At 62.2% G+C, this 26,595-nt stretch carries 26 protein-coding genes; 9 read left to right on the top strand and 17 right to left on the bottom strand.

Annotation, left to right across the window (positions count from 1 at the left end):
* Window positions 1–117: 117 nt before the first annotated feature.
* The 14 genes from B2585_RS20675 to B2585_RS01525 all read right to left on the bottom strand — a co-directional run bounded on the left by B2585_RS20675 (window position 118) and on the right by B2585_RS01525 (window position 13,535).
* Window positions 118–426: a winged helix domain-containing protein gene (locus B2585_RS20675; protein ID WP_414674024.1), complete on the bottom strand. Its 309-nt coding sequence runs from the start codon at window positions 424–426 to the stop codon at window positions 118–120.
* Between the two features lie 116 nt (window positions 427–542).
* Window positions 543–719 (bottom strand): helix-turn-helix transcriptional regulator, encoded by a 177-nt coding sequence (locus B2585_RS01585; RefSeq protein WP_292019289.1) that lies wholly within the window; start codon window positions 717–719, stop codon window positions 543–545.
* Window positions 720–1,055: 336 nt separating this feature from the next.
* Entirely contained in the window at window positions 1,056–2,249 is a 1,194-nt protein-coding gene (locus B2585_RS01580) for a tyrosine-type recombinase/integrase (protein ID WP_292019288.1), read from the bottom strand.
* A 199-nt stretch (window positions 2,250–2,448) separates the two neighbouring features.
* Window positions 2,449–3,165 carry a hypothetical protein gene (locus B2585_RS01575; RefSeq protein WP_292019286.1) on the bottom strand — a complete coding sequence of 239 codons (717 nt, stop codon included), beginning with the start codon at window positions 3,163–3,165 and terminating at the stop codon, window positions 2,449–2,451.
* 66 nt (window positions 3,166–3,231) lie between these two features.
* Complete coding sequence (locus B2585_RS01570; protein WP_292019284.1) at window positions 3,232–4,296, bottom strand: DUF1513 domain-containing protein; 1,065 nt, start codon at window positions 4,294–4,296, stop codon at window positions 3,232–3,234.
* Window position 4,297: 1 nt separating this feature from the next.
* A complete protein-coding gene (locus B2585_RS01565) occupies window positions 4,298–5,275 on the bottom strand; it encodes an imelysin family protein (RefSeq protein ID WP_292019282.1) in 978 nt (325 codons plus the stop codon).
* Window positions 5,272–6,816, bottom strand: coding sequence for a di-heme oxidoredictase family protein (locus B2585_RS01560; protein WP_292019281.1), 1,545 nt, complete (start codon window positions 6,814–6,816; stop codon window positions 5,272–5,274). The genes B2585_RS01565 and B2585_RS01560 overlap by 4 nt, the downstream gene beginning before the upstream one ends.
* A gap of 155 nt (window positions 6,817–6,971) precedes the next feature.
* Complete coding sequence (locus B2585_RS01555; protein WP_292019279.1) at window positions 6,972–8,231, bottom strand: imelysin family protein; 1,260 nt, start codon at window positions 8,229–8,231, stop codon at window positions 6,972–6,974.
* A 186-nt stretch (window positions 8,232–8,417) separates the two neighbouring features.
* Window positions 8,418–9,716: a TRAP transporter large permease gene (locus tag B2585_RS01550; RefSeq protein WP_292019277.1), complete on the bottom strand. Its 1,299-nt coding sequence runs from the start codon at window positions 9,714–9,716 to the stop codon at window positions 8,418–8,420.
* A complete protein-coding gene (locus B2585_RS01545) occupies window positions 9,713–10,231 on the bottom strand; it encodes a TRAP transporter small permease (RefSeq protein WP_292019275.1) in 519 nt (172 codons plus the stop codon). The genes B2585_RS01550 and B2585_RS01545 overlap by 4 nt, the downstream gene beginning before the upstream one ends.
* Before the next feature lie 57 nt (window positions 10,232–10,288).
* Window positions 10,289–11,377, bottom strand: a complete 1,089-nt coding sequence (gene dctP, locus B2585_RS01540) for a TRAP transporter substrate-binding protein DctP (RefSeq protein WP_292019273.1) — start codon at window positions 11,375–11,377, stop codon at window positions 10,289–10,291.
* A gap of 27 nt (window positions 11,378–11,404) precedes the next feature.
* Window positions 11,405–12,289, bottom strand: coding sequence for an amidohydrolase family protein (locus B2585_RS01535; RefSeq protein ID WP_292019272.1), 885 nt, complete (start codon window positions 12,287–12,289; stop codon window positions 11,405–11,407).
* The gene (locus tag B2585_RS01530; RefSeq protein ID WP_292019270.1) at window positions 12,280–12,753 is read right to left on the bottom strand and encodes a MarR family winged helix-turn-helix transcriptional regulator; all 474 of its coding nucleotides are present in this window, start codon (window positions 12,751–12,753) and stop codon (window positions 12,280–12,282) included. Before B2585_RS01530 ends, B2585_RS01535 begins: the two co-directional genes overlap by 10 nt.
* Entirely contained in the window at window positions 12,753–13,535 is a 783-nt protein-coding gene (locus tag B2585_RS01525) for a crotonase/enoyl-CoA hydratase family protein (protein ID WP_292019267.1), read from the bottom strand. The genes B2585_RS01530 and B2585_RS01525 overlap by 1 nt, the downstream gene beginning before the upstream one ends.
* A gap of 114 nt (window positions 13,536–13,649) precedes the next feature.
* On the opposite strand from B2585_RS01525, the gene B2585_RS01520 reads away from it, so the two are divergent.
* The 9 genes from B2585_RS01520 to rpe all read left to right on the top strand — a co-directional run bounded on the left by B2585_RS01520 (window position 13,650) and on the right by rpe (window position 22,546).
* The gene (locus tag B2585_RS01520; protein ID WP_292019265.1) at window positions 13,650–15,482 is read left to right on the top strand and encodes a feruloyl-CoA synthase; all 1,833 of its coding nucleotides are present in this window, start codon (window positions 13,650–13,652) and stop codon (window positions 15,480–15,482) included.
* A 61-nt stretch (window positions 15,483–15,543) separates the two neighbouring features.
* A complete protein-coding gene (locus B2585_RS01515) occupies window positions 15,544–16,269 on the top strand; it encodes a GntR family transcriptional regulator (protein ID WP_292019263.1) in 726 nt (241 codons plus the stop codon).
* 113 nt (window positions 16,270–16,382) lie between these two features.
* A complete protein-coding gene (gene ligM, locus B2585_RS01510; protein WP_292019261.1) occupies window positions 16,383–17,789 on the top strand; it encodes a vanillate/3-O-methylgallate O-demethylase in 1,407 nt (468 codons plus the stop codon).
* Window positions 17,790–17,994: 205 nt separating this feature from the next.
* Window positions 17,995–18,981 carry a TRAP transporter substrate-binding protein gene (locus tag B2585_RS01505; RefSeq protein ID WP_292019259.1) on the top strand — a complete coding sequence of 329 codons (987 nt, stop codon included), beginning with the start codon at window positions 17,995–17,997 and terminating at the stop codon, window positions 18,979–18,981.
* Window positions 18,982–18,984: 3 nt separating this feature from the next.
* A complete protein-coding gene (locus B2585_RS01500) occupies window positions 18,985–19,494 on the top strand; it encodes a TRAP transporter small permease (RefSeq protein ID WP_292019257.1) in 510 nt (169 codons plus the stop codon).
* Window positions 19,491–20,795, top strand: coding sequence for a TRAP transporter large permease (locus B2585_RS01495; RefSeq protein WP_292019255.1), 1,305 nt, complete (start codon window positions 19,491–19,493; stop codon window positions 20,793–20,795). Before B2585_RS01500 ends, B2585_RS01495 begins: the two co-directional genes overlap by 4 nt.
* The gene (locus B2585_RS01490; RefSeq protein ID WP_292019253.1) at window positions 20,792–21,466 is read left to right on the top strand and encodes an alpha/beta fold hydrolase; all 675 of its coding nucleotides are present in this window, start codon (window positions 20,792–20,794) and stop codon (window positions 21,464–21,466) included. Before B2585_RS01495 ends, B2585_RS01490 begins: the two co-directional genes overlap by 4 nt.
* Window positions 21,467–21,469: 3 nt before the next feature.
* A complete protein-coding gene (locus B2585_RS01485; protein ID WP_292019251.1) occupies window positions 21,470–21,793 on the top strand; it encodes a YciI family protein in 324 nt (107 codons plus the stop codon).
* Window positions 21,794–21,850: 57 nt separating this feature from the next.
* Complete coding sequence (gene rpe / locus B2585_RS01480) at window positions 21,851–22,546, top strand: ribulose-phosphate 3-epimerase (RefSeq protein WP_292019249.1); 696 nt, start codon at window positions 21,851–21,853, stop codon at window positions 22,544–22,546.
* Window positions 22,547–22,549: 3 nt separating this feature from the next.
* On the opposite strand, the gene B2585_RS01475 is transcribed toward rpe, so the two are convergent.
* The 3 genes from B2585_RS01475 to B2585_RS01465 are packed head-to-tail and all read right to left on the bottom strand — an operon-like array spanning window position 22,550 to window position 26,594.
* Window positions 22,550–23,710 carry a lytic murein transglycosylase gene (locus B2585_RS01475; protein ID WP_292019247.1) on the bottom strand — a complete coding sequence of 387 codons (1,161 nt, stop codon included), beginning with the start codon at window positions 23,708–23,710 and terminating at the stop codon, window positions 22,550–22,552.
* 21 nt (window positions 23,711–23,731) lie between these two features.
* Window positions 23,732–25,987: a ribonuclease R gene (gene rnr / locus B2585_RS01470; protein WP_292019244.1), complete on the bottom strand. Its 2,256-nt coding sequence runs from the start codon at window positions 25,985–25,987 to the stop codon at window positions 23,732–23,734.
* 31 nt (window positions 25,988–26,018) lie between these two features.
* Window positions 26,019–26,594, bottom strand: a complete 576-nt coding sequence (locus B2585_RS01465) for a TIGR04282 family arsenosugar biosynthesis glycosyltransferase (protein ID WP_292019242.1) — start codon at window positions 26,592–26,594, stop codon at window positions 26,019–26,021.
* Window position 26,595 lies beyond the last annotated feature (1 nt).

The raw sequence follows: 26,595 nt of genomic DNA, 5'->3' as shown, positions 1-26,595 counted from the left end.
CTGGTGGCGCAGCCGAACACGTTCCATTTCAGTCTCCATAGATCAAACGCGCCAAGAGCCTCGCGCGGCTCTCGGAAATTCCATGCTTGCGGCGCAGCCGCGCAATCTGTTGACGAGTCATTCCGCCGCCTCCCGCGCTTGAGGCGTCACGGTCGCTTGTAGAACGTAGCGAGCGTGCGACCCGGCGAAGGGACCGTGATGCTGCTCGTGGATGGTCTCAATCGGGACGCCCAGCGCTCTGAGATTGAACACATATCCGGACCAACGCGGCGCTGGGTTGTCGATGGGCGTGCAGCCCCGTTCTCCCGCTCGCATGAGTTCTTCTATTGCCCATCGGTCTCGGCCCGAAACGGTGATGGTGAAGGGGGGGCGTCCCTTCGGTTCAACCGCGTAAGCGGTAGCGCCCCATTCCTGCGATGCAGTCATGGCTATGCCTTTCTTTGGCATTGATGAAAGGGAGCGCTGGGCGTATCTAGGTGGGGTAGTTGCCGCTACATTCCCGCACTAGGCTCAGCGCGTCCCGCGTGGTTTGGTGCGGGACCTTACCGCACAGTGCTGGCCGAAACCGCCGCCTCAATATCGGCTTCGCGCCAGTAGAGGCGGCTCCCGATTTTGAAGGGCTTGGGCAAACGTCCGTTTTCCACATCGCGGTAAATCGTCGTTCGGCCTCTGCCTCCCAGTTTTGCCTGTAGGTCTTGAAACGTCAGGTATCTTTCCATGCTCTATTCCTTGCCGCTATATGTTGCTGTGCGTCTCGGTGCACACGAGCATGGTAGGCTCTGGGCTGACCGTCTCAAGGTTTTTTGCACTGTCGGAATGTGATGGTTTTTCCCGTTGGCTTACAATGCGGTAAGGCGAGCGCGTGGAGTCAATGTTGCCAATATGTTCATATGAAAGGGTTTTTTTCCGTTCGTGCGTTGTTCCAACACCGGCCAAGGCCCATAAGCAAGAAACCGCTTATATTTCATGAATGGTGAAAAATCGTTTTTCATGACCAACAGGAACCTTGCGAATCACCCGTAGAACCAGATTCGCGGACTTGGCAGCCGCCCGACTCAACCGCCCAATTGCATGACATTATCAGATGCATTAGCGCTGCACTTTGCCGCCCACCGCTCCATCAATGTCCGCCGTTGCTCCAAGAAATCCGTCCGCCTGTAGGCCCGTTCGACCGATCCGCCGACCGTGTGGCCCAGCGCGGTCTCAGCCACGTCCCAAGGCGTCTTGGTCGTTTCGGCCACCCAATCGCGGAAAGAGCTACGGAAACCGTGCGGGCGTTCGACCAATCCGCGCCGTTCCATGAAACGGCTCATGGTGGCGTCCGAAATCACGCCCTTGCGCACCCCCGGAAACAGGAACCCGTCACGCGCGAACGGTGTGGCCTCTGCAATCACCTCCTGCGCTTTCCGTGATAACGGAACCCGGAAATCGGTCGTGGCGTCCCTGCGGCCTTTCATGGCCTCTGCGGGGATGGTCCAGATATCGCCCTCGATCTGGTCTAGTTGCAGGTGGCGCAACGGGAAGCTGCGAACCGCCGTGAGAATGAGAAGGCGCAACGCCAGTTCGGAAATCGTGCCGCCGTTCAGCGACTGGTAGAACGTTGGCACGTCCTGCCACGCCATAGCGGGAATGTTCTGCGGCTTGTGCCGTTGCTTGCCTAAAAGCGCCTTGGCTTTCTCGGTCGCCTGTAGATCGACCTCCAAGCCCAGCGCAGCCGCGTGGCGCATGACGATGGAAAGCCGGTTCATTGCCTTCCGCGCGGTATCGGCCTTGTCATGCCAGATGGGGGCGAGCGTGTCGCGAATGTCGCGCTGGTCAATCTCGGAAACCGGCATTTTGCCCAGCTTGGGCAGAACGTGCAGTTCCAGCGGACTGAACCACCGGCCCGCTTTCCCGTCGCCCTTCAATTCCGCCTTGCGGCTCTCGAAGGCATCGCGGGCAACGTCCGCCAAGATGTTCTGATTGCGCTGGGCAACCGCGCGTTGCCGGTCGCGTTCCTTGATAGCGTCCTTGCCGCCGCGAACCACGGCCCGCCACTTGTCCGCTTCCTCCCGTGCTTCGCGAAGCGTGATATCAGGGAACCGGCCCAGCCCCATTTCATGCCGCTTGGAGTAGATGGTGTAGCGCAGAACCCATTGCGCCCCGCCGTCCTCCCGCTTGTAGAGCCATAGCCCAGCGCCATCCGAGTGCTTTCCCGGAGCTGCGGCTTTCACAGCCGCGTTCGTGAGCTTGTTCTGCAATCGCGCCATCTCGATCCCCTTTCCAATCCCCCTTCAACATATGGGGTGTAGTGGAACGCGATGAAACAGCATGGGTCAAGAAAATATGGATTTTGGGAAGGGCCGGTCGCTACGCGGTATCCCGTGGAACCCCAAGATATAGGACTTCAACGCCCTTCAGCGGCACCACTTCGGTTTTTCCACCTCGACACTGCACCAAGCCCGGGTTTCAGCCGGTGACGGCGCTAAGCCGGGACAGGTCCACGCCGTCCCAGCTTCCTTCGGCCCATGCAAGCATCATGCGCGTGAACGATCCTCGGGCGAGGTCCGGGTGCTCTGACACCTTCATTGCAGATCGGTGCGGCTCGCTGCGATAGGCAGCTGAGATCAGTTCGCTTTCGTTTTCCCAAAGCGAGAGTGTGGGGGCGTCGAGGCCGGGGGTATCCGGCAGGAGCTGTTGCTCGAGAATTACGCCGGTAAGTTCGTTGAACGCTGCCCGCACCGCGCGGGTGCCCTTTCCGAAGGCGATCATGCCCTCGCCCTGATTGCCAATACCGAGACTCGTCATCACGAACACCGGGGTTCCCTTACCGGGTCGTGGCCCGAGGTCATTGATGAGCGAAGCGATGTCCTCGTCTTGGGCCCAGTTGACCGTGCCGTGGCTGGCATATGGCAGGAGCAAACCGCACCACTGCTCTTCGGCGCTCGGGAGTAAGGGAATCAAATCGGCGCGCAATTCAAGGAACTCGCGCGCCATCTCCTGGTTTGGCCAGAGTGCGATCCATGAGCGGACGTCGCGGCGGCGGCGGGGCATCCCGGACTCGTGCCACTCCACTTCGCTCCCGGCAGTAGAAAACACGGCGCCTTCCGGCGAGCCACTTTTGTCATCACCGGGTGAAAGATCACGCGGAAAACGCGCGGAAATGACGGTGAAGGCCTGTGTCACGATGGTCGCTCCCCTTGTTCAGGAGAGCCTAGCGGGTTTCCATCTACTTACCAGCACGCAGACGGGTCAGAGCGCAATCAGGTGATTGTCCCAGGCCGAGCTCGTTCGTCCGAGCGCGCGGGGCGTGCCAGCGCCGTCGAGCGCGATGACACCACCGAGTCCGTCTGTGGCGACGTAGCCCTCGCCCGAAGCCGCGAGACCGCAGATGTCGACGCGGGAGAATGCGCCAATGAACCCGCCTCCGGTGTCGAATCTGTGAAGGCGCCCTCCGCGGGGTGAGGTGATGGCGACTTCCCGCCCGCTCCCCGCGAAGGCGACGCTCCCAGCGTAACCGTCCATCATGATCTGTTCACGCTGCGGCGCGGTCGCGAGCACAGGCGCCTCTCCCATACGGTGCAGGCCGAGGAGGGGTGTCGTTTCGCTGTGGTCCCCCTGCCATTGCATGGCGAACGCCACGAGCCCGTCTTCGCGCACGTCCAGATGCCGGATCGAGTTATGGTGCAGTGCGGGGTCGAGCGTTACGCGCTCGATCAGGGTTCCGTCCAAGTCGGCATAGACGAGGCTCGGTTCCATCCGGTCGAGGTTCAGCTTTTCCCGATCTCGGGTTTTGATCCCCCCGTTGGCGATGACGAGCTGCTTGCCGCCGGGCATGAGTCGAAGCTCGTGCGGCCCGATGCCGCCGGTCGGAAGACTCCCGATCCTCCTGTACCGCCGGGTATCCCACAACCCGACATGGCCGGCGCTGCCGTCGATGTCCTGCTCCGACGTGAAGAGCGTCCTGCCATCCGCGGAGAAGACGCCGTGCCCATTGAAGTGCCGGTCTCTGGGCGGCTCCAGATCGCGCAATACCTCGCCAAAGGCGCAGTCGATGACGAGCGCAAATCGGCCGGGTCGACGAGCGAACGCTATGGCTTCGGCGCGGGTCGGATGCCCGCAAGCAGCGTGCCCGCGCGCGGGCAGCGGCACCAAAAACGTCTCTGTTCCTGCCGAATCCAGCCCGTGAATTGCATATGACCCATCGTTTTCGCGCGCGGCGGCGAGGAAGGCAGGCGACCCGGCAGCGGCCCAGCCGAGCCGCGGCGCTGCAGTCACCGCCAACATACCGCCGAGGAACCTACGCCTTGTGGCCATGTCAGTCTCCGTCGGAAGAATTGAAACCGGGCGCGATACCGAACCGCGCGCCGACTTCGACCTCGATTGCATGTTCGACAGCCTCGATTCGTTGCTGAAGCAGTTCCAGGTTAAGTCGCTTTGTCAGATCTTCGATATCCTGGAACGACGGATCGGTGATCGTGTCGGCCTGTTCCCTGGCAGCGGCCAAGGCCGCGTCCGTCTCAGGCAGATCAGAATTGGCGAGAGCATGGGCGAGGTCCACGGCGGCCTCGGTTGCCAGCAAGCTTTGCCTCAAGCTGCGCTCTGATCGCCAAGCTTCGGCTCGGGTCGGTCGGGGCCGCGCCGGCTCACCAAGAGGGCGACCAAGTCGGGTGGCAGTCGTGAACTCAAGCGTGGCGAGGAGTTGGGTATAGATGGCGCGCTGCGCCTCGCTCGCATCGAGGTAAGTCGCGTTCCCTTCGGCCCCGGGATTGAGCAGTGTCGGCGCGAAATCGGCCCATTCGGCTTGCAGATTGAAGGCTTGCACGGCGAGGTCGCGCGTCAGCGCCCGGGTCAGCGCGCAGGAATAGTCGCCTTCGGCGTAGTCGTTGAAGTCAGGATCATAAAGCATCCGCTCAAGCGCAAAGAACCCGCGCGCCGCGATGGAAGCCTCTTGGAACGCAACCTGATCCGCAACAATCGGGTCTTCTTCAGCGATGTATCGCGACAGGGTCTTTTCCGTGAAGCCGCGCTTATCCGGCCAGAACGAAATGGAGAGCGCCGCGTGTTCGCTCGGCCCGATACGGATGTCCGAAATCGCCATCCAGGCGTCGAAGGCCGTGTGGAAAGGGTCCTCTAGGGTTTCGGCTTCGCAATTGGCCTGTGCAAGTTCGTTTAGGGATCGGGCCGTTTCACTGAACTTTGCGAGGTTTGGCAAGATGTAGTCGTTTGCGGCCTCCTCAACTCCGGAAAACGCGGGTGAGGCGGCGAGGACGGCTATCAGGGGAAGGTGCTTCACAATGACTCCAGGAATTTGACCAAGGCATCCCGGTCAGGTTTCGGAAGGTCCACTACATGATCGCGGGCCGTTTGGGCCTCACCACCATGCCAGAGGATTGCCTCCATCAGCGTGCGGGCGCGGCCATCATGGAGGTAAGCCGCGTCACCGGACACCAGTTCCGTCAGACCAATTCCCCAAAGCGGCGCAGTGCGCCATTCCCGGCCGTTCGCGCGACCCTCGGGCCGGTTGTCGGCGAGTCCCTCGCCCATATCGTGCAAGAGCATATCGGTGTAGGGCCAGATGAGCTGGAAGCTCTGCGCCGGTTGGTCATCCAGTCGGTGCGTGACGAACTTCGGGGTGTGGCACGAGGCGCAGCCGGCGCTATAGAACACCTTCTTGCCGCGAAGCACCTCCGGGTCATCGGCGCGACGGCGGGCGGGCACCGCAAGGTTGCGCGCGTAGAAGGTGACGAGGTCCAGCCCAGTTTCGTCCACCTCGAAGCCGTCATGGCTCCCATCGTCACCGTGCTCGGCGTCGACACAGGCGGTTTGTGCTTCGGTGCATTCTCCCCACGGATTCGGGAACAGCGGGTTGGAGATACCTATATCGCCGGAAAACGCTGCAGCACTCTGATGCTTGATCGTCGGTGTCCCGGCCTTGAGCCCGAAGCGTCCCAGCATGATCTTGTCGAACTCTCGTGACCAGACGAGGTTGGGACGGCCCGAAATCCCATCGCCATCCGCGTCGTCTTCATCTGCCAGTGCAAGAATGTCCTGAGCCGGGATCGCCTCGAGCAGCCCGAGGCCGATCATCTGCGGCGTCAGGCGTGGCGAGAGCATCGCGTCGGGGTGGAGCGGACCGAACCCCAGATCGCTCAAAGCATAGGTCGGGTCGCGGAGCATGACTGTCTCACCGCCCGAAAGCTCGACAGGACGTTCCTCGTAGCTGACCGAAAGCTGCGCCTCGGCGGGGATGCCGCCCGTAGCAAAATCCTGAATCTGGCCACCGTAGTTCGGCTCCTCGGTCGCGCCGATGTAGTCCTCGATCTCTTGCAACTTGAGCGCGGTTTCGGCAGGAATAGAGACGCGTAGGAAGAAAGACACCGCATTGTCGTCCGGCCCCTCGGGCAGGTGCCCGCGCCCATCCTTGATGTGACAATTCTGGCAGCCGCGTGCATTGTAGAGCGGACCCAAGCCGTCGGAGGCTTCGGTCGACGCAGGCGCCGTGACCCAGATTTTTCGGAAGAGTCCGTTGCCGACCTTGAACTCCAGTTCACCTTCGAACCCAATATTCGCGGAAGGCTGGCTGAAGGCATCGGCGTTAGAGCGTGCGCGCACTGTGGCTGCCCCTGCGGGACGTTCCTCGAACGGCTCCGCCGTCGTGAAATCCGTGGTCGGCGTCGTGACCGCACCGATCCGCGCCGTCTCTTCCGCCGTGCGGGGCACGACATTCAGATGCTCATCGCCGAGCGTGCCGAGGTCAAAGCCCGTCGCAGGTTCAATCAGAAGACAGGCAAGCCCGGTCGCAGCGCACCATACCAAGGGAAGTGAGGTTCTCATTTCACGTTTCGGGCCTTCGGCATGAATCTGTGTGGAACGAATGATGCACGGTCGGACCCCTGTAACCTGATTGCAAATGGTCGCGGCCGTAAACATGGCGACATCAAAGGCGATGCACGGCGACGTAATGGAAAACAGCCGTGCATCGCATCTTGTTACTGGAAAACCGCGTTCGGGTTGTCGAGGCTGTCGGAGCCCTCGAACTCGATCATGTCGAGTTCAAGCTCGGACACGATGCGCTCGATGGTGGCGGTCTGGTCGATCAGCCCGTTCACCGCGTTCATGATGAGCGCTTCACCTTCCTCGTTGCCCGCCTCGAGCATCTGGTCATAAGCGAAGCCGTTCTCGGCGGCATCCGACAGATCGGTCATCGCGGCCATCGTTATGTCGAGCTTGCGCGTCATCTCTTCGTCCAGTGCCGCGTTCGACTCGGCGACGAGGTCAGAGACGCCCGGTCCCTCAACCAACGAGCCGTCGACACGCTCGTAGCGCCCGAGATAGACGTTCTGGACGCCCAGCCCGTCGTTGTAGTGTGACCGGTGGGTATTGTCGGAGAAGCAGTCGTGCTCTTCTTCCGGATCGTTCAGCATGAGCCCGAGGCGCATACGCTCACCCGCCTGTTCGCCGTAGGAGAGAGAGCCCATGCCGGTCAGGATCGCGATGATGCCCTGATCCTCGTCGTCCATCACCGCCTCGCGCGCTGCGCCGCCTTCGTCCCAAGCCGCGACCATCTCTTCGAGATCGGACAAAAGGAGGTCGGTCGCGGACTGGAGGTAATCGACACGGCGGTCGCAGTTGCCGTTGGTACAGTCGTCGCCCTGAACGAAATCGGTATGAGGCCGCTCGCCCGCGCCCGGATCGGTGCCGTTGAGATCTTGACCCCAGAGCAGGAACTCGATGGCGTGGTAGCCGCGCGCGACATTCGTTTCGATCCCGTCCGCTTCGTTGAGCGTGTCCGAGATCAACTCGGGCGTGATGTCAGAGGCGTCGACCTCCTGCCCAGCGATGGTGAGTTGCTCGTTGGCGATCACGTTGACCGAAGCGAAGGGGTTCTCGTCCGTCGGGCCGCCGTAGGACGCATCGACGTAGTCGATCAGACCCTCGTCCAGCGGCCATGCGTTCACTTTGCCTTCCCAGTCGTCGACGATGGGATTGCCGAAGCGATAGACCTCTGTCTGTTGGTACGGCTCGCGGGCGGCAATCCATGCCTCGCGGGCAGCGGCAAGGGTTACTTCCGTCGGATTGGCGACCAGCGCGTCAATGGCGCCGCTCAGGGCGCGCGCCGTTATCAAGCTGTCCTCATATGCGGCGTGGCCAATGTCTGCATATGTGTCCAGCACCTCGCCTTTAGTCGCGGCGAAAGCCGGTACGGCGCCGAGAATCAGCGCGGTCGCGGTCAGTGTCGTGCGTTTCATGTATTATCCGTCCCTTGGATCGTTCGCGTTTCCGGGTTTATTCGGATTAGCTGACTGAATAGGTCGGGTATGTCAAGAAAGTTGAGTAAAATACTCGGGAATTGGAATCGTTCCAGAAAACACGCTGCCTGAACGAGAAAGGGCGGTCCCATGGACCGCCCTTCGAATGAAATTAACGGGGATGCGTCAGAGGAGGCTGGGCAGGAACAGTACCAGTGCCGGGAAAGCGATGACGATAGCGACAACGACGATGTCGGAGATCAGGAATGGGATTACGCCCACAAAGACCTGAACGACGCTCACGTATTTGCTCGCCACGTTCTTGATGACGAACACGTTCAATCCGACAGGCGGCGTGATCATCCCGATTTCAAGCAACTTCACGACGAGAACACCGAACCACACCAGATCGATTCCCTGTCCCTGAAGCACCGGCAGGAACACCGGCAGGGTGACCAGCATTGCGCCGAACGGTTCCATGAACGTGCCAAGGGCAAGGTAGATCAGCACGATGATGAACATCAGGCCGACGTAGCCGATATCGGCCCCGGCGACCGCCTGTGCAATGAAGCTTTGAAGGCCAGAAAGGCCAAGAAACCGGGTGAACATCGTTGCGGCGAAGCCGATGATGAGAAGCGACCCGGTGGTCGTCACCGTCTCCATCAGAGACCGGGAAACGGCGGGCCAGGTAAGCCGCCCGGTCGCCGCAGCGACGACAAAGGTGCCGAAAGCCCCGATAGCGCCCGCCTCTGTCGCGGTGAAGAGGCCGCTGAACAGCCCGCCGAACACGATCACGATCAGGATGAGGATCGGGATCAGGGACAGGAACACGCGCATCCCCTCGCCCTGCTCGACCTCGGCGCGGCGCGGTATGATGTCCGGGCGCAGCAAACTGATGATCAGAACGACGATCGTGTACGCAAGCGCGGTCGCGATCCCGATGCTGATGCCGCCAAGAAAGACTTTTGTGACCGATGTTTCCGCAATGATCCCGTAGATGATCATCAGGATCGAGGGTGGAATCAGCGCCCCGATGGTGCCGCCCGCGGCGATCGACCCCGACGCGATCGACGGTCGGTAGCCGGCCTTCACCATCTCGGGGATAGCGATCCGGCCCATCGCCGCAGCAGTCGCGATGGACGAACCAGAGAGAGCGGCGAAGCCAGAACAGGCAAAGATCGACGAGATCGCGAGCCCGCCCGGCAATCGGGCGAGGAAGACCTTGGCCGCATCAAAAAGACCGCCGGTAAGCCCGGTGTGAAACGCGACGAAGCCCATGAGAAGAAACATGGGCACGGCGCTCATCGTCCAGCTTGCCACGAAGCTGTAGGGCGTGTTTTCCAGAATGCCGAGCGCGGGTTTCAATCCGATCATCGCCCAGATCCCGGAAAAGGAAACGAGGATCAGCGCCAGCGCGACCGGAAGTCGCATGATGAGCAGAACGCCGAGCGCGACGACACCCCAAATACCTGTCTCGACGCTCATTCTTCGGCCTCTTCAAGTTGTGCCGCGATGCGGGGGTTCAGATACCCGATGGCGAGCAGCGCCGTGACGAGCGCAGCAAGGGTGAACCCGATGGGAGCGAAGTAGAAGGAATGCCAGACCGGCATCTTGTAGGTCGCGATTTCGACCAGCGTGCCAACGCGTGTTTCGGACAGGGCTTTGTCCCAGTTCGTCCACGCAAGGAAGCCATAGATCACGGCGGCGATCACCATGACCGAGGCATCGGAGAACCGGCGCACGCGGTCGGAAAGGGCGAAGTCGATCAGTTCGACGGAAATCATCTGACGTCGCAGCTCCAGCCACCCCAGCGGGAGAAAGGCGAGCGCGGTCATGTAGTAGCGGGCCACGATCTCGGGAACCGTGTTCATGGAAATGCGGAACAGGTTGCGAAGCAGCACATCGAGCGAGATGTGGAGCATCATCGCGACGACGGCGAAGGCTCCGATATACCCCATGATGCGCGCGACCGACCTTGCGATGGCGATCAGCTGTCCCATTCTCGTATTCCCGTGAGAGGTTGCCCCGGCCCCCATCATGGGGCCGGGGCGATGGCATTACATGCCGTAGGTTTCGAAGTCGACGTTGGCCCAGATCTCGTCCCAGGCGCGGGCGGCGAGAGCTTCGGGGTCGGTCCCGACCTCGGCCACGATGCCGTCCCACTTCTCGATCAGTGCGGCGAAGTCAGCGGCAAGCGGGTTCGCTTCCACGCGCGACTGGACGTCCTGCTCGGCAAAGCCGTTCGAAGCGGCGAGGAACTCTTCCGACGGTTCCATGTCGGTGATCCCGGCTTCGGCCACAGCGGCGTTTGCTTCGCTCGGCATCTGGTAGCCCCAGCGATCGGTCAGCTGCGGGTCAGCGCGGTTGGCCGCTTTGGCAAACTGGGTGCGCTCCTCAACCGACATATCGGCCCAGGCATCGGCCGCGACGGTGAAGTTGGACGTGACGTGGTAGGTGCCGAGCGGGACCCGCAGCACGTTCGTCGCAACATCGACGAGGCGGTAGGACAGCATATCAGCGATAGAGGCCATCGTGCCGTCGATCGTGCCTTGGCTCAGCGCCTCGAAGGTCTGGCCCACAGGCAGATTCACCGGGGTCGCGCCGAAGTTTTCGGCCCAACGCGAATACGGTGCGCCGCCCGAGCGCAGGCGAAGACCCTGCAAGTCGTCGATGGTTTCCACGGGCGTCGTGGTCATCAGAACATAGACGTCCGACGAGCCGGAGCCGAGGAAGATGCCGCCGAAGTCTTTGTACTCTTGCTGGCAAGGCTCGCAGTTCACGACCCACTCGGTCATGGCCCAACCCATCGCATGGGGGCTGCGGCCCGCGAGTGCGAGGTCACCGGCGACGCCGGTCTGCGGGAAGTCGGCTGCGAAGTAGAGCGGCAGCGAGTTGCCGACTGCGGCGAGCCCGGTCTGCAGCGCGTCCTTCATTTGCGGAAGCGAGACCACTTCCGGTCCGACGATGTTGGCCGACATTTCGCCACCGGTTTCCTCTTCAAGGAACTCAGCGAACTTGCCGTACATGTAGGCTGCCGGATGAACCGGCGGAGCTGCGGGGGCAGCAACGTAGGACTGGGCCTGCGCAACTGCGGCGAAAGAAAGCGTGGCAGCAACGGCCGCGCCCGTAAGATTCCAAAGTTTCATGGGGTCTCCTCCCTGTTGATCGCGTCCCTAAAGGCTCAGAAGCCGCTTGGCGTTTTCTTTGAGGATGAGCGGACGCACCTCATCCTTGAACGGGGCATGCTCGAAATCGGCCAGCCAGCGATCCGGTGTGATCGCGGGCCAGTCCGAGCCGAAAAGCATTTTCTTTTTCAGAAGGCTGTTGGCGTATTTGACAAGAATGTCGGGGAAATACTTGGGCGACCAGCCTGAGAGGTCGATGTAGACATTCGGCTTGTGTTGGGCCACGGCCAGCGCCTCTTCCTGCCAGGGGAAAGAGGGGTGAGCCATGATAATCTTGAGATCCGGAAAATCGACAGCGACATCGTCGATGGTCATCGGATGCGAATACTTGAGACGCATTCCCATGCCGCCGTGCATCCCGGAGCCGACGCCGGTCTGCCCGGTATGGAACAGCGTGATCGCGCCTTCTTCCTCGAGCACTTCGTAGAACGGATAAGCCATCCGGTCATTGGCCCAGAACGCTTGAATCGTCGGATGGAACTTGAAACCGCGCACACCATAGTCGCGGATCAGCCGGCGTGCTTCCCGGGCGGCCATCTTGCCTTTCCACGGGTCGATGGACGCGAACGGGATAAGGATGTCGTCGTTCTCCGCGCAAATCTCGGCCACTTCCTCATTCGAGTAACGGTAGAAGCCCGTGTTGGCCTCGCTGTCGACGGGAAAGATCACGGCGCCGATTTTGCGCTCGCGGAAATACTCGGCGGTCTGGCGCGGGGACGGCAGCATCCCCTCGGCCCCGGCCGGGTTGCCGAAATACTTCGCCATACCTTGCTGGAACTCATAATAACCGTCGTCGCGGTCACCGTGCGAACACGGCTCCTCCGCGTGGGTGTGGATATCTATGGCGACAAGTTCGTCGACGTTCAGTGGCATGTGTTCAGTCCTGTGAATTTCTTGAGCAACGCGATGAGCTTTGCCGCCTCATCGTCACTCAGATTGTCTTTTTCCGCGAAGTTGAAGCTCAGGAACGAGTCCTTGTGGGCATCAACGAATTCGAGACCTGCGGGTGTCAGGCTCAGCCGGACTGCCCGACGGTCGGTGGCCGCTGTCGCGCGGGCAACGAAGCCCTTCTCGACGAGCCGCCCGGTCAGTTTGGTCATGTGAGCAGGCTTGATGCGGAGCGTGTTCGCGATGGTGCCTTGGCGCAGACCGGGATTCAATCCGATGACCCAGAGGACCGTGAACTCGCCCGGCTTCAGGCCGTGCTCGCCAAGGTTTGCAAAGAAGTTGTCAAAGGCCTTGATCTGCGCGATCCGGATCAGGAAGCCGAGCGAGTCGGTGATATCGCCCATGCGGATGGGCGCCTCGTCCTGCTCCTGAAGCGCGCTGTCGGCCATCAGCTCTGGCCCGGCCGGGCGACCTTGCCCGCCTTCTTGTTGAGGAAGGCATTCAGCCGTTCCTCCGCTTCCGGGCTTGTGGCCGTGAACGACGCGATGAAGCTCTCGACGAACAGCCCGTCGTCCGAACCCATATCCTGAATCCGGGGCAGCGCGTTGATGATCGCGTAATTCGAGATTGCCGCGTTCGTCGCCGCGTGGGAGGCCAGCTCGATCGCCTTCTCGAGGGCCGCGCCTTCGTCCACCACATACTGAACGATGTTCCAGCGTTCCGCCGTGTCCGCATCGACAGATCGGCCCGTAAGCATCATGTCGGTCATCCTGGCAAGGCCCATGAGTCGTGCGGACCGGACACTGGCCCCGCCACCGACAAAGATGCCCCTCTGGCCCTCCGGCAGTGCAAAGAACGCAGTCGAATCAGCGACGCGAACATGGACGGACGAGGCGAGCTCCAGCCCGCCACCGACGACGGCGCCGTGGAGTGCCGCGAACCAGGGAAGTTTGCCTTTCTGAATCCAACCGAAGACTTCGTGCCAGCGGCGCGAGCCGTGGACGCCCTCGAACGGGGTCTTTTTAACATGCTCGGCAAGGTCCAGACCGGCGCAGAAATGCGTTCCGTGCCCATGAATGACGCCCGCTTTCGCCTCGTCCTCGGCCCTGCGCACGAGCATGGCGAGTTCTTCGACGAAAGCATCCGAGATGGCGTTGCGCTTTTCAGGCCGGTTCAGGCCAAGAACAGCGACATCACCTTTCAACTCATAAGTGAGGTATTTCAGGTCCAACGATGTCCTCCCAAGCGACTTTTTTCGAGTCACCTTGATTTCACTATCCACTCATTTAGTTTCCGCGTAAACTATTTTCTGGATGGCGTCGAGGAGTACGCCGGGGAGGACAACATGACACAGGCCAAATTGCGCCCGGTGAAGCTTTGGAACGCCGACGTTGCTTATGAGGAAAAGACGGACGGGACCATGTACGTCTGGCAGCGTGAGCCCCTCGGCCCGGTTTCCGCCAAGACGTCGGACTGGATCGAGCACTGGGCGCGCGAGGCGTCAGACCGCACATGGATCACCGAGCGTGGTGTGGGCGAGGCCGATTGGCGCGGCGTCACCTATGGAGAGGCGCGTGGGTTGGTTCGTGCCATCGGTCAGGCATTGCTCGACCTCGGACTGTCCGAGGACCGGCCGCTGGTGATTCTGTCCGGCAATTCGGTCGCCCATGCGCTCATGGTCGTGGGTGCGCATTATGTCGGCATCCCGTCCGCTGCTATCGCGCCAGCCTATTCGTTGGTGTCTGAGGGGTTCGAGAAGCTCAAGGGTGTACGCGACCAGATCACGCCCGGCGCGGTGTTCTGCGAAGATACCGGCGCCTTCGCCAAAGCGCTCGACGCGGTCTTCCCCGACCTGCCGCGCCTTGGCGTGAGCGGTGACGACCTTGCCCGCTCGTGGGAGTCACTGACCGCGACCCATGTGACCGCCGCTGTCGATGAGGCCAATGCCGCGATTACGCCCGACACGGTCGCCAAGTTTCTGTTCACGTCTGGCACGACCGGCAGCCCAAAGGCCGTCATCCAGACGCAACGGATGCTGTGCGTGAATATCGAACAGGTCACGGATTGTTACGCCTACCTGCGGGACGAGCCGCCGATGGTGCTCGACTGGGCGCCGTGGAATCATGTTGCCGCCGGAAACCTGATCTTCAACGTGGTGCTGTACAACGGCGGCACGTTCCACATCGACGCTGGTCGGCCGACCAAGGACATGATCCATGAGACGATCCGCAACCTGCGTGAAGTCAGGACGAACTGGTACTGGAACGTGCCGGCAGGCTTCGAGATGATCATCCACGAAGTCGAAAACGACCCCGACTTCGCGCACACGTTCTTCTCCGATATGAAGCTGATGTATTACGCAGGCGCAGCGATGGCTCAGCACACCTGGGACGATCTCAAGGCCGCTGCGATGAAAGCGACTGGCGAAGAGATCCTGCTGGGTACCGGGCTGGGCGCGACCGAGACGGCGCCCTTTGCGCTCTATCAGGCCGAACCGCAGGACAGCCCCGGCAACATCGGCATTCCGGCCAAGGATCTGGTGCTGAAGCTGGTGCCGAATGAGGGCAAGATGGAGGCCCGCGTGAAAGGGCCGAACGTCACCCCGGGCTATTGGCGCAATGAGGGGTTGTCGGCCGACGCGTTCGACGAGGAAGGCTTCTACAAACTCGGGGACGCACTGCGTTTTGCCGTGCCGGGCGACCCGACCAAGGGCTTCTTCTTCGATGGACGTGTGGCTGAAAACTTCAAGCTCCAGACCGGAACATGGGTTTCGGTGGGGGCCGTTCGTGCCAAGCTGACCGACGCGCTGGGCGGGCTGGCGCGTGACGTGGTTCTGACCGGTGACGGAGAGGAAAAGCTGGGTGCGCTGATCGTGCCGTTCCGCCCCGCCATCGAGGGCGTCGTCGACGGTGGAAAAGACATGGATGACGCGACTCTGTTCGCCGACCCGGCGCTGGCCGCTGCGATTTCCGCACGGCTCGCGGCCTACAATGCCAAAGCGACCGGCTCCTCGATGCGTGTCCCGCTGGCCTTGATTCTGACCGAGCCCCTGGATCTCGACAAGGGCGAGGTGACGGACAAAGGCTCGGTGAACCAGCGCGCGGTTCTGCGCGAAAGAGCCGACGTTGTTCAAGCGCTCTATGGAGAGGGCGACGGGGTCATCCACTCCGGCAAGTGACCCAAAACCGTTGCCAACTGGCCTGAATTGTATACATCTTGGTGTATACATGGAGGAGCCAATGACCGAGTCACGCGGCAGCACCCACGCGAAAAGGGCGGCGTACGACCTCAGGCAGAGGATCGTAAAGGGCGAAATGCCCGGGGGCACCCGGCTGTACGAGGTGGCGCTGGCCGAGGAGCTTGAGGTGTCGCGAACCCCGGTGCGCGAGGCGATGAGCCGCCTCGCCGAAGAGGGACTTCTGGAGCGCGCGAAAGGCGGGGGGTTCGTGGTCCGGTCCTTCACTTATGCCGACGTGATCGACGCCATCGAATTGCGCGGCGTGCTCGAAGGAACGGCCCTGCGCCTCGCCGCCGAGGCCGGTGCGCCGGACGAGAAACTCGAGCCGTTGAAGGCGCTCTTATGTGAGATCGACGCGAGTTTCGGCGCGGACGGCGCGCCGCCGAACCTGGAGCTTTACGCGGGCCTGAACGGTGAATTTCATGATCTGATCGTGGGCCTGTGCCCGTCTCACATCGTTCGCAGTGAACTGGAACGGGTCAAATCGCTTCCCTTCGCCTCGCCCTCGGCTTTCGTTTTTCGCAACCGGCAATCCAAGGCGATGATGGAAAGCCTCGTCATCGCTCAGGCACAGCACCGGGCGATGGTGGCCGCGGTCGAGGGGCGCGAAGGCGCGCGGGCCGAGGCGCTTGCCCGCGAACATGCGCGAATCGCGCGCCAGAACCTCGAAAAGAAGGCGCTGGACAACGCAGAACCGGATCCCGCACTTGCCCTGATCGTCGACTAGGGGCTTGTCGCGCATACATTTCGGGGCTGAAAACGCGCCAGACGGCGCTTTCCGCTTGCAAAATTCGGCGCTTCTCTATTTGATGTATACATTCAGTTTCCAGGGAGGACATCATGGCCCAGAGCCTCGAAGACATCATGCAGTCCGAGAACATCGTTCAACGCCTGCGCAATTCCAAGATCGGGATGTACGTCTACCCGGTCGTCGCACCCGAATTCACCAACTGGCGGTCCGAGCAGAACGCATGGCGTGACTCGGTGGTGCTCTATGACCAGTCGCACCACATGGACGAAGTGACCGTCGAAGGGCCGGACGCCGAAGCGTTCCTGTCGCACGTCGGCATCAACTCCTTCGCCAACTTCGGAACGGATGTCGCCAAGCACTTCGTGCCCGTCACTCCCGCCGGCCACGTCATTGGCGACCACATCATCTTCCGCCTCGAAGAAAACAAGTTCGTCACCGTGGGCCGCGCCCCGACCTCGAACTGGATCATGTTCCAGGCCGCCATCGGCAAATGGAATGTCAAGGTCAGCCACGACCCGCGCTCGGACTCGCGCCCGGACGGCAAGGCGATCTACCGGACCCACTACCGGTTCCAGATTCAGGGCCCGGATGCCGACAAGATCTTCGAAAAGATCAACGGCGGCCCGGTTCCGGACGTCAAGTTCTTCCGCGTGGCCGAAATCAACATCGGCTCCCGCAAGGTCAAGGCGCTGCGTCACGGCATGGCCGGTGCGCCCGGTCTCGAAATCTGGGGCCCCTACGCCGACAAGCACTACATCCAGACGACGATTCAGCAGGCTGCCCGTGATGTCGGTGTCGACATGCACCTCGTCGGGTCGCGCGCCTATTCGACCAACACGCTTGAATCCGGCTGGATTCCCTCGCCGCTCCCCGGCATCTACACCGGCGACGGCATGATGAAGGAATACCGCGAGTTCCTGACCGAGAATTCGTACGAAGCCGCCGGTTCCATTGGTGGTTCCTACGTCTCCGACGATATCTCGGACTACTATGTGAACCCGTTCGAACTGGGCTACGGCTTCTACATCGGGTGGAAGAAGGACGACTTCATCGGCAAGGACGCCCTGACCAAGCTCAAGGACGCTCCGTCGAACCGCAAGAAGGTCACCTTCGAGTGGAACGCGGAAGACGTGATCAAGGTCATCTCGTCGTCCTTCGCGCCGGGCGAGAAGAACTACAAGTGGATCGACTTCCCGCAGCCGAACTACGCATCGTCCTCGGCCGACATGGTCATGCACGGCGACAAGATGGTCGGTATGTCGATGTTCAACGGCTACTCGTTCAACGAGCGCTGCATGCTTTCGCTGGGCGTCGTCGACAACTCGGTGGAAGAGGGAGACGTGCTCGAACTCGTCTGGGGCGAGCCCGACGGCGGGTCCGGCAAAACGTCGACCGAACCGCACGAGCAGACCACGATCCGTGTTCGCGTGTCGCCGACCCCGTACTCCACGGAAGCGCGCACCAATTACGCGGACAGCTGGCGCACCAAGACCTGACGTTCGACAAAACCAATCGCGGTGGGGTGCTACATCCCGCCGCATGCAACCCCGGGCGCTTTGATCACATGGCCAGCATCGGGGAATAATAGCAAAACCTTATGGGACAAAGTTGAATGTGACTTGACCGGCCCCACGGCTCCCATACCGTGCAGGCCATCTCATAGCCCGCTCGCGGGCATCCATCTGACTGGGAGGACTACAGATGATCCAAGGACAAATGATCCGCACGGCTGCTGCCGCTGCCGCTGTTGCCGTAGCAGGCATGGCGCCTGCACTGGCCGAAACCGTAAAATTCGCACACTGGGTGCCGCCCGCGCACACGCTCACGGCCTCGACCATCGAGCCGCTGCAGGCCGCCGTCGAAGGGTCGGGCCTCGAAGTCCAGGTGTTCCCGGGCGGTGAGCTCGGCGCCGGACCGCTCGAACAATACGTTCGCGTCGTGCAGGGCGTGGCCGACATCGTGTGGGGCCTTCAGGGCTACACCTCGTCGCAGTTCCCGCTGACCATGATTTCCGAGCTTCCGGGCGCGAAACCCGAGGACATGACCGGCTACGACATGATCTGGAACGCGTATGAGGCTGGCCAGCTCGCCGGTGAGTTCCCGGGCACGAAGCCGCTCGCCCTTTGGCTGTCGGAACCCAACGTGTTCATCATGAAAGACGTCGACGTGCGCACGCCCGCCGATATCGAAGGCCTGAAGATCCGCGTATCCGGATCGGCTGCTGCCGCAGCCATCGAGTCGCTTGGCGGGACGCCGGTGCAAATGCCGGCCGGCGAGATCTACAACTCGCTCCAGACCGGCCTGATCGACGGCGTCGTGACCGGCGCTTCGGCCATCGGTGACTTCAAACTCGACGAAGTGGCCAACAGCTACACCCTGAACGCGCCGCTCGGCCACATCTCGTTCTACGTCGTGATGAACCAGGCCAAGTACGACAGCCTGCCCGACGAACAGAAGGCCGCGATCGACTCCATCGCCGGTCGCAAGCTCTCGCAGTCGGCGGAAGAAGGTTGGTATGCCCGCGCCGAGTCGGTCATCGAAACGATCAGCGGCATGGATGAGAACACCGTCTACACCCTGAGCGATGAAGAGCGTGCGGCGTTCGAGGAACTCACCTACCCGATCCGCGACGAAGTCGTGGGCAACGTCGGTGGTGAAGAAGTCCTCGCCACGATGCGCGGCGAGTAATCCTTGCTCGCGCGACTGAACAACTGGGCAGACGGGCTTATTCGCCTGTCTGCCCTGATTGGCACGATCGGCCTCGTCGTCGAGGTCGTCGTGATCCTGGCGGACGTGGTCGGGCGTTTCTTCGGTGCGCCGTTGCGTGGTGGTCAGGACCTGACACAGATGGGCATGGTCATCATCGTCTTCGGCGGTATGGCGCTGTGCGACAAGCTCGGCGGTCATGTGAACGTCGACTTGTTCGAAGGCAGCATGCCGCGGTGGATGATCCGCGCCGGTGACATCGTTTCGGTCATCATCGGCATCGCGATCTTCGCCGGCATCGCCTGGACCACATGGTCATCCATCTACCTGATGCGCTTTCAGCTTGGCGTCGTTCAGAAAACCAACATCATCAACTTGCAGTTCGACTGGTTCAAGGGCGCGATCATCGTGCTCTCGCTCATCACGGTCGTTGGCATGATCTTCAAACTCATAGGCCTGGTATTCGCCCCCAAGGGCATGGAGGAGGCCGCATGAGCCCAGAAATGATCGGCCTTGTCGGCATGACGATTCTCTTCGTCTTGCTGGGGCTTCGGATTCCTGTCGCCTTCGCCATGTTCGCCGTCGGCTTTGTCGGCAACATGATCCTCAACAGCCCGGCGGCGGCGTTCAGCCAGCTCGCCTCCGACAGCTTCTCGCTCGCCGCCAGCGCGGAACTCGTGGTCGTCCCGCTTTTCATCCTCATGGGCAACGTCGCGACGGAAACGGGGATGAGCCGCAAACTGTACGATGCGGCCTACGCCTGGATCGGCTCGGTTCGCGGGGGGCTTGCCTCTGCCACCGTCGTCGCTTGCGGGGGGTTCGCCGCCTTGTCTGGCTCGTCCGTCGCCTCGGCGCTGACAATCGGTCGCGTGTCGCTCTCGGAAATGAAGCGCTTCAAGTATGATGACCGCCTCTCGACGGGCGTGGTCGCGGCCGGCGGGACACTCGGCATCCTGATCCCGCCCTCGACCGGCTTCGTCATTTACGCACTTCTTACACAGGAAAGCATCGGGCGCCTGTTCCTTGCCGGCGTCGTTCCCGGTCTTCTGCTTCTCAGCGCGTTCATCGCGACGATCATGATCATTACCTGGTTCAAGCCGGAGATGGGGCCGAAGGGTCCGAAGACCAGCTTCCCGGAAAAGCTGCGTTCAACCGGCGGCGCGGCGCCAATCCTGCTCGTCATTTTCCTGACCATCGGCGGTATCTACAGCGGCATCTTCTCGCCGGGTGAGGCCGCAGCGGTCGGCGCGGGACTCGTGATCCTGTTCGGTATCCTGTCGCGCCAGCTCACATTCCGGACCTTCTGGAAGGCTGCACAGGACAGCGTCGTGACCACCGCGACCGTCATGCTGATCCTGATCTCGGCCTACATGATCAAGACGTTCCTGGCCCTCAGCCACATCCCGGCATGGATCGGCACCTACCTTGAAACGCTGGCGATCCCGGTGCTCGGCGTGCTTGCGATCATGCTCGCAATCTACCTCATCCTCGGCTGTTTCCTGGAAGGTTTCGCGATGATGGTGCTGTCCATGCCCATCTTCTTCCCGGTCGTGCAACAACTCGGGATCGACCCGATCTGGTTCGGCGTTCTGGTTGTTCTGACGCTGGAAATGGGCCTGATCTCGCCGCCGGTCGGGCTGAACGTGTTCATCGTGAAAAGCGTCGCACCGGACGTATCGCTCGGCAAGATGTTCCGGGGTGTGGCACCCTTCTGGTTCGCCATGCTCATCACGCTCATCATCCTCGTTCTGTTCCCGCAGCTTTCGCTCTTCCTGCCCAACACGATGATCCGATGACGATTCTTCTGATCCCGGGCCTTTTGTGCGACGCGTATTGCTGGCAGCCGGTGACCGACCGTATCGAGGCGGAGGTCGCGGACCTGTCCAGCCAGGACTCCATAAGTCGCATGGCGGACGATTGCCTTAAGGCCTACGCGGGCACATTGCAGGTCGCCGGCCATTCCATGGGCGCGCGCGTTGCGATGGAGATGGCGCGCATGGCCCCTGACCGGGTCGAGCGGCTTGCGCTGCTCGACACCGGAATTCATCCGCTGAAGGACGGCGAGGCGGAGAGTCGGCGCGAGCTCGTTGAATACGCCTATGAACACGGGATGGAGGCGCTCGCGGCGCGCTGGCTTCCCCCAATGGTGTATGAACCCAATCGCACCAAAGCGCTGATGGACGGCCTGACCGAGATGGTGCTCCGGTCCGACGAGGATCAGCACGCGCGTCAGATCAAGGCTCTGGTCAATCGCCCGGATGCCTCGGCCTATCTTCCGGACATACGCTGCGAAACACTGGTCATGGTCGGGCGGCAGGACGAATGGTCCCCGGTCAGCCGGCATGAGCGAATGCTGGAACTTCTCCCAAACGCACGGCTTGAGGTGATCGAGGACGCGGGGCATTTCGCCCCGCTCGAACAACCTGAAACCGTCGCCGATCTTCTGGTCCCCTTCCTGAAAGGCTGAGTCATGTTCTTTCTCATGGAAAACATCCACCATCCGGGCAAACAGGACGACCGTGATCGTCTGCGCGCCGCGCATCGCGACTGGGTGTCCACTGGCGGCGACGGACTTTGTTCCGTTCTGATCGGGTCGGCGCTGTGGGACGAGGACGGTGAGGCCATCGGCCACTGGGGCGTACTGGAAGCGATGACTCCGGAAGATGCCCGGACGTTTGCCGAAGGTGATCCGTTTCATGCCGAAGGCATCGTCGCCGAGTTGCGACTGACCCGCCTCGCCGAAGGGTTTCAGGCGCATCGGATTGCCGACCGGATGAGCCCGGCCATCGGGTAACTGGACCGGCCCGGCAGACCGCGCTATGTGCGGGGGAAACCGCCAAGGGGGCCCGCCATGTCGTTCGACCGTTCCATCAAGATCGCTCCGTCGATCCTTTCTGCCGACTTCGCCAATTTCGGGGCCGAGATCCGCGCCATCGAATCCGAAGGTGCCGATTGGGTCCATGTCGACGTGATGGATGGGCACTTCGTCCCGAACCTGACCTTCGGCCCGCCCGCTGTCAAAGCGTTCCGTCCGCATGTGACAACGGTCATGGACGTCCATCTGATGATCTCGCCGGTCGATGCCTATATCGACGCTTACGCCGAGGCAGGGGCGGATGTGCTCACCGCCCATGTCGAGGCTGGTCCCCACACGCACCGCACGATGCAGGCGATCCGCGCGGCGGGAATGAAAGCGGGCGTGGCCCTCAACCCCGGCACGCCGGCCGAAGCGGTGGAGCATTTGCTCGACCTCACTGACCTTGTCTGCGTCATGACGGTCAACCCGGGCTTCGGTGGGCAGAAGTTCATCGACATGACTGGCAAGATTCAACGCCTGCGTGAGATGATCGGTGACCGGCCGGTGCATATCGAGATCGACGGTGGCGTCGACCCGACGACCGCCCCGCTCGTGGTCGAGGCCGGGGCGGACGTGCTCGTCGCCGGGTCCGCCGTGTTCAAGGGCGGTTCGGTCGACAACACGGCCGTATATGGACAGAACATCGCGGCGATCAGGGATGCTGCAAAGGGGGCCCGCCAAGCCGCCTGAAGACTATCCCGCGCGCTGTCGCAACGCTTCAAGTAATTCGACCGAAAGGTTGCCGTCGGCCACCAGCCCCTCGGCCATCTGATATGCGCGCGCTGCCCGCGTCGTATTCGGTCCGCGAAACCCGTCGATACCCTGCGTCGGGAAGCCGTGATCAGTCAGCAGGGACTGCACTTCCTGAACTTCGTTCCGGTCCAGAACGCGCTCCGCCATCGGCCATGTTCCGGCAAGGCCCTTGCCGCCACCGATCCGATCGGCGAGGAGACCGATCCCCAGCGCATAGAATTCAGAATTGTTGTAACGCAGCAATGCGTGCGTGTTGCGCAGCGCCATGAAGGCCGCCCCGCGATGACCGGCCGGAAGCAGGATCGACCCTACGCCGTAGTCCGGCAAACCCTGCGCCACCGTGCTCTGAACGCCGGCATCCTCCCACACGGAGGTCGGGTGCGCTTGGTCCAATCCGATCATCGAGTAATCGAAACCCTCCGCCAACCGCACCTCGTATCCCCAGGGTTGCCCGCGCCGCCAGCCGTGTTTGGCCAGGTAGTTCGCGATCGAGCCGATAGCGTCGGTGGGGTCGTCGGACCAGATGTCTCGCCGGTTGTCCCCGTCGAAATCGACGGCGAAGTCGAGAAAACTCGACGGGATGAACTGCCCATGCCCCATTGCGCCCGCCCAGGACCCCAGCATCCGCTCGGCCTTCACGTTGCCAGCCTGCACGATCCGGAGTGCTGCGATTAACTCATCCTCGAAGAAAGCTGAGCGGCTGCCACGCCATGCCAACGTCGCGAGCGCGGAGAGCGTCGGGTAGGAACCGCGCACGACTCCGTATCCTGTTTCCAACCCCCAGATCGCCGCTACGACTTCGGGTTCCACGCCGAAACGTTGCTCGACCCGATTGAAAAGCTCGCGCCATTTGCGCACGGCCGCGCGCCCGTTCCGGACTCGCTCTTCCGACACGGCGATCTCGAGATATTCCCAGATCGGCAGAAGAAATTCTTTTTGGTTCTGCTGGCGCTCGATGACGTCCGGCAGGAACTCTGCTGTCGCCATCGCGCTGTCGAACGTCTGCGGGCGTATCATCCGGCCAAGCGCTTTGGGCCTGACCATGCGTTCGATCCAGTCGCGAAAACCATCCTGACCCGCGCCAGGTTGATCCGTCGTCATGTTTGCCTTCGCGGCCTCCCGTCACTCCCGTTTCCGGCGCACCTTCTCGCGCGCCTTGGCGGTCTTTCGTGCCGCCTGTCCCGGTTTCCTCCTTACGCCTTTGCCGCCGGTGGGGCGACCTGTCGTTTTGACAGGTTTGCCTGCGACTTCGAGGAGCTGGAACATGAGGCCGCCGGTCACGGGAACCGCTTCGGCAAGCCGCACGAGGACCGGGAGGCCAACGGAAAGGGTCATACCAGAGCGTTCCCCGGTGAGGGTCTGGCTCGCGTCATCATAACGGTAGTATTCGGTGCCGATGCTGGCCACGGGCACAAGACCATCGGCCCCCGTCTCGTCCAGCCGCACGAAGATGCCGAAACGCTGGACACCGGCGATCTTGCCGGTGAGCTCGTTGCCCACCCGGTCAGACAGGAACGCAGCAAGGTAGCGGTCGGTCGTGTCCCGCTCCGCTTCCATGGACCGCCGTTCCGTCTGCGAGATATGCGTGGCGGTCGCTTCGAGCTGGTCGATGTCATCCTGACTGAGCCCGTCATCGCCCCACCCGTGACCCGAGATGAGTGCGCGGTGAACGATGAGGTCGGAGTAGCGCCGGATGGGTGAGGTAAAGTGTGCGTAATTCTTCAGCGCGAGCCCGAAATGGCCGAAATTCTGCGGGAAATAATAAGCCTGCGTCATCGAACGCAGGGTCGACATGTTGATCAACTCGTCGAACTCGCTCCCCTCCGCCTGATTGAGGAGCTGGTTCAGGTGCCGGGTCTTGAGCACCTGTCCTTTGGCGAGGTTGAAGCCGGAGGCCTGTGCCACTTCGCGCAGCGCCTCAAGCTTCTCCGGCGACGGTTCCTCATGCACCCGGAAAAGGAGCGGACGCCCGAGACGGTTGAGCTCTTCGGCAGCGGCCACGTTCGCGAGCACCATCATTTCTTCGATAAGCCGGTGAGCGTCGAGCCGTTCGGCGACCTTCACGCTCTCGACCTGACCTTCCTCCGAAAGAACGATCTTGCGCTCGGGCAAGTCGAGGTCGAGTGGCTGCCGCGCCTCACGCGCTTTGCGCAGGGCGTAGTAAGCCGCGTAAAGCGGTGTGATGACGTCCTCCATGAACGGCGCCACCTTGTCGTTCGGATCACCATCCTGTGCCGCCTGCACCTCGGCATAATTCAACGAGGCATGTGATTTCATTATCCCCCGAATGAACGAATGGCTGACCTTCTCGCCCGCCGCGTCCACGACGATCCGCGCGGCCAGAACGGCACGCGGCACACCTTCGTGGAGCGAACAGAGATCGCCCGACAAACGGTCGGGCAGCATGGGGACCACCCGATCCGGGAAATAGCTGGAGTTGCCTCGCTTGCGTGCCTCCCGGTCCAGCGCGGAGCCGGGGGTGACGTAATGGGCCACGTCCGCGATGGCGACCCAGATGACGTGACCGCCGGGGTTTTTCGGGTTGTCGTCGGGATGCGCATAGACCGCGTCGTCGTGGTCACGCGCATCCGCCGGGTCGATGGTGATGAGGGGCAGGTGACGCAGATCCTCGCGGCCCTTCAAGCCCGCGGGTTTCATCCTATCGGCCTCGTCGATGACCTCGTCCGGAAAGGCGTCCGGGATTCCGTGTTGATGGATGGCGATGAGCGAGACGGCGCGCGGCGCGGTCGGGTCGCCCAGTCGCGCCATGATCTGCGCGCGCGGAAGGCCCATCCGGCCCTTGGGACCGGTCTGTTTCGCCTCGACCAGTTCACCGTCCTTGGCGCCGTCTGTGCCTCCCGCCGGCACCGACCATTCCTTGTCGGCTCCCTTGTCGATCGGCACAATCCGCCCGCCCTCGTGCCCGGCGCGAAAAATGCCGAGGATTCGCTTGGCGTTCTCCCCGATGCGCCGGATCAGGCGCGCCTCATAGGCGTGATCATCGCCGTCGACCTCCGTCATGCGGCACAGAAGCCGGTCGCCTGCCTTCAACGCGGGATCGCCTTGCTTGGCCACGAAAAGCACGCGTGGCTTGTCGCCTTCTCCCTGCCACTCCAGCGGGTCGGCAAAGATGTCGCCGTCCGGCGTGATCTCGGCCACTTCGAGGATCGACACGGGCGGGAGCTTATCGGGATCGCGGTAAGTCTTTTTTCTCTTCTCCAGATGCCCGTCCGCCTCCAGCTCCTTGAGCAGGCGTTTCAGATCGATCCGATCCGCCCCCTTGATGCCGAAAGCACGCGAGATGTCGCGCTTGGAGGTCTGGGTCGGGTTCTCGGAAATCCACGCGAGGATTTCCTCTTTGCTGGGTATGCGTGCCATGTGTCCCGCGTATCACGGGGCGCGGTAGGCGTCAGTCGGAAAGTCGTGCAAGGTCGGCGGCGGAATCCACGTCCGAAAGCGTGGGGAGGTAGCCGGGATCGGGCAAGGTGCGCAGCGCGTCGGCGAGCGCGTGCTCGGTGGACCAACGCACCCCGGCGAACAGGTCCGCAGGCACCGCGCGGCGCGTGTCCAGTCCTACGGCCCAGAACCCGCCATCGTTGGCCGGGCCGACCACCGCTCCGTGCTGCCGGGCCAGGGACAGGCCGGATGCGACATGGGCGCGCGTCATTGCAGGAATATCTGTGCCGACGACGAGGATCGGGGCGCGCGGAAGGCTCAGGAACACGCGGGCCATGCGATCACCTAAGTCGCCGCTTCCCTGGGCCAGCCGCGGCAGCGCCGGGAGAAGGCGGGAGGCAACGGCGATATCCGGGGCAACCGCAAGCACCGTTGCCCAGCGCGGGTCTGACACCTGCCGCGACAGCCGGGCCAACCTGTGGCGCACCCAGCCTGCAGCCGCGACGGTGCCGATCTCCGATGCGAGACGCGTCTTCACCCGCCCCGGACGCGGCTCCTTGGCCATGATGACAAGGGTTGGGCGCGACATT

It is taken from the genome of Maritimibacter sp. UBA3975, from assembly GCF_002384975.1.
Lineage (GTDB): Bacteria > Pseudomonadota > Alphaproteobacteria > Rhodobacterales > Rhodobacteraceae > Maritimibacter.
This window is presented reverse-complemented; position numbering and strand designations above follow the sequence as displayed.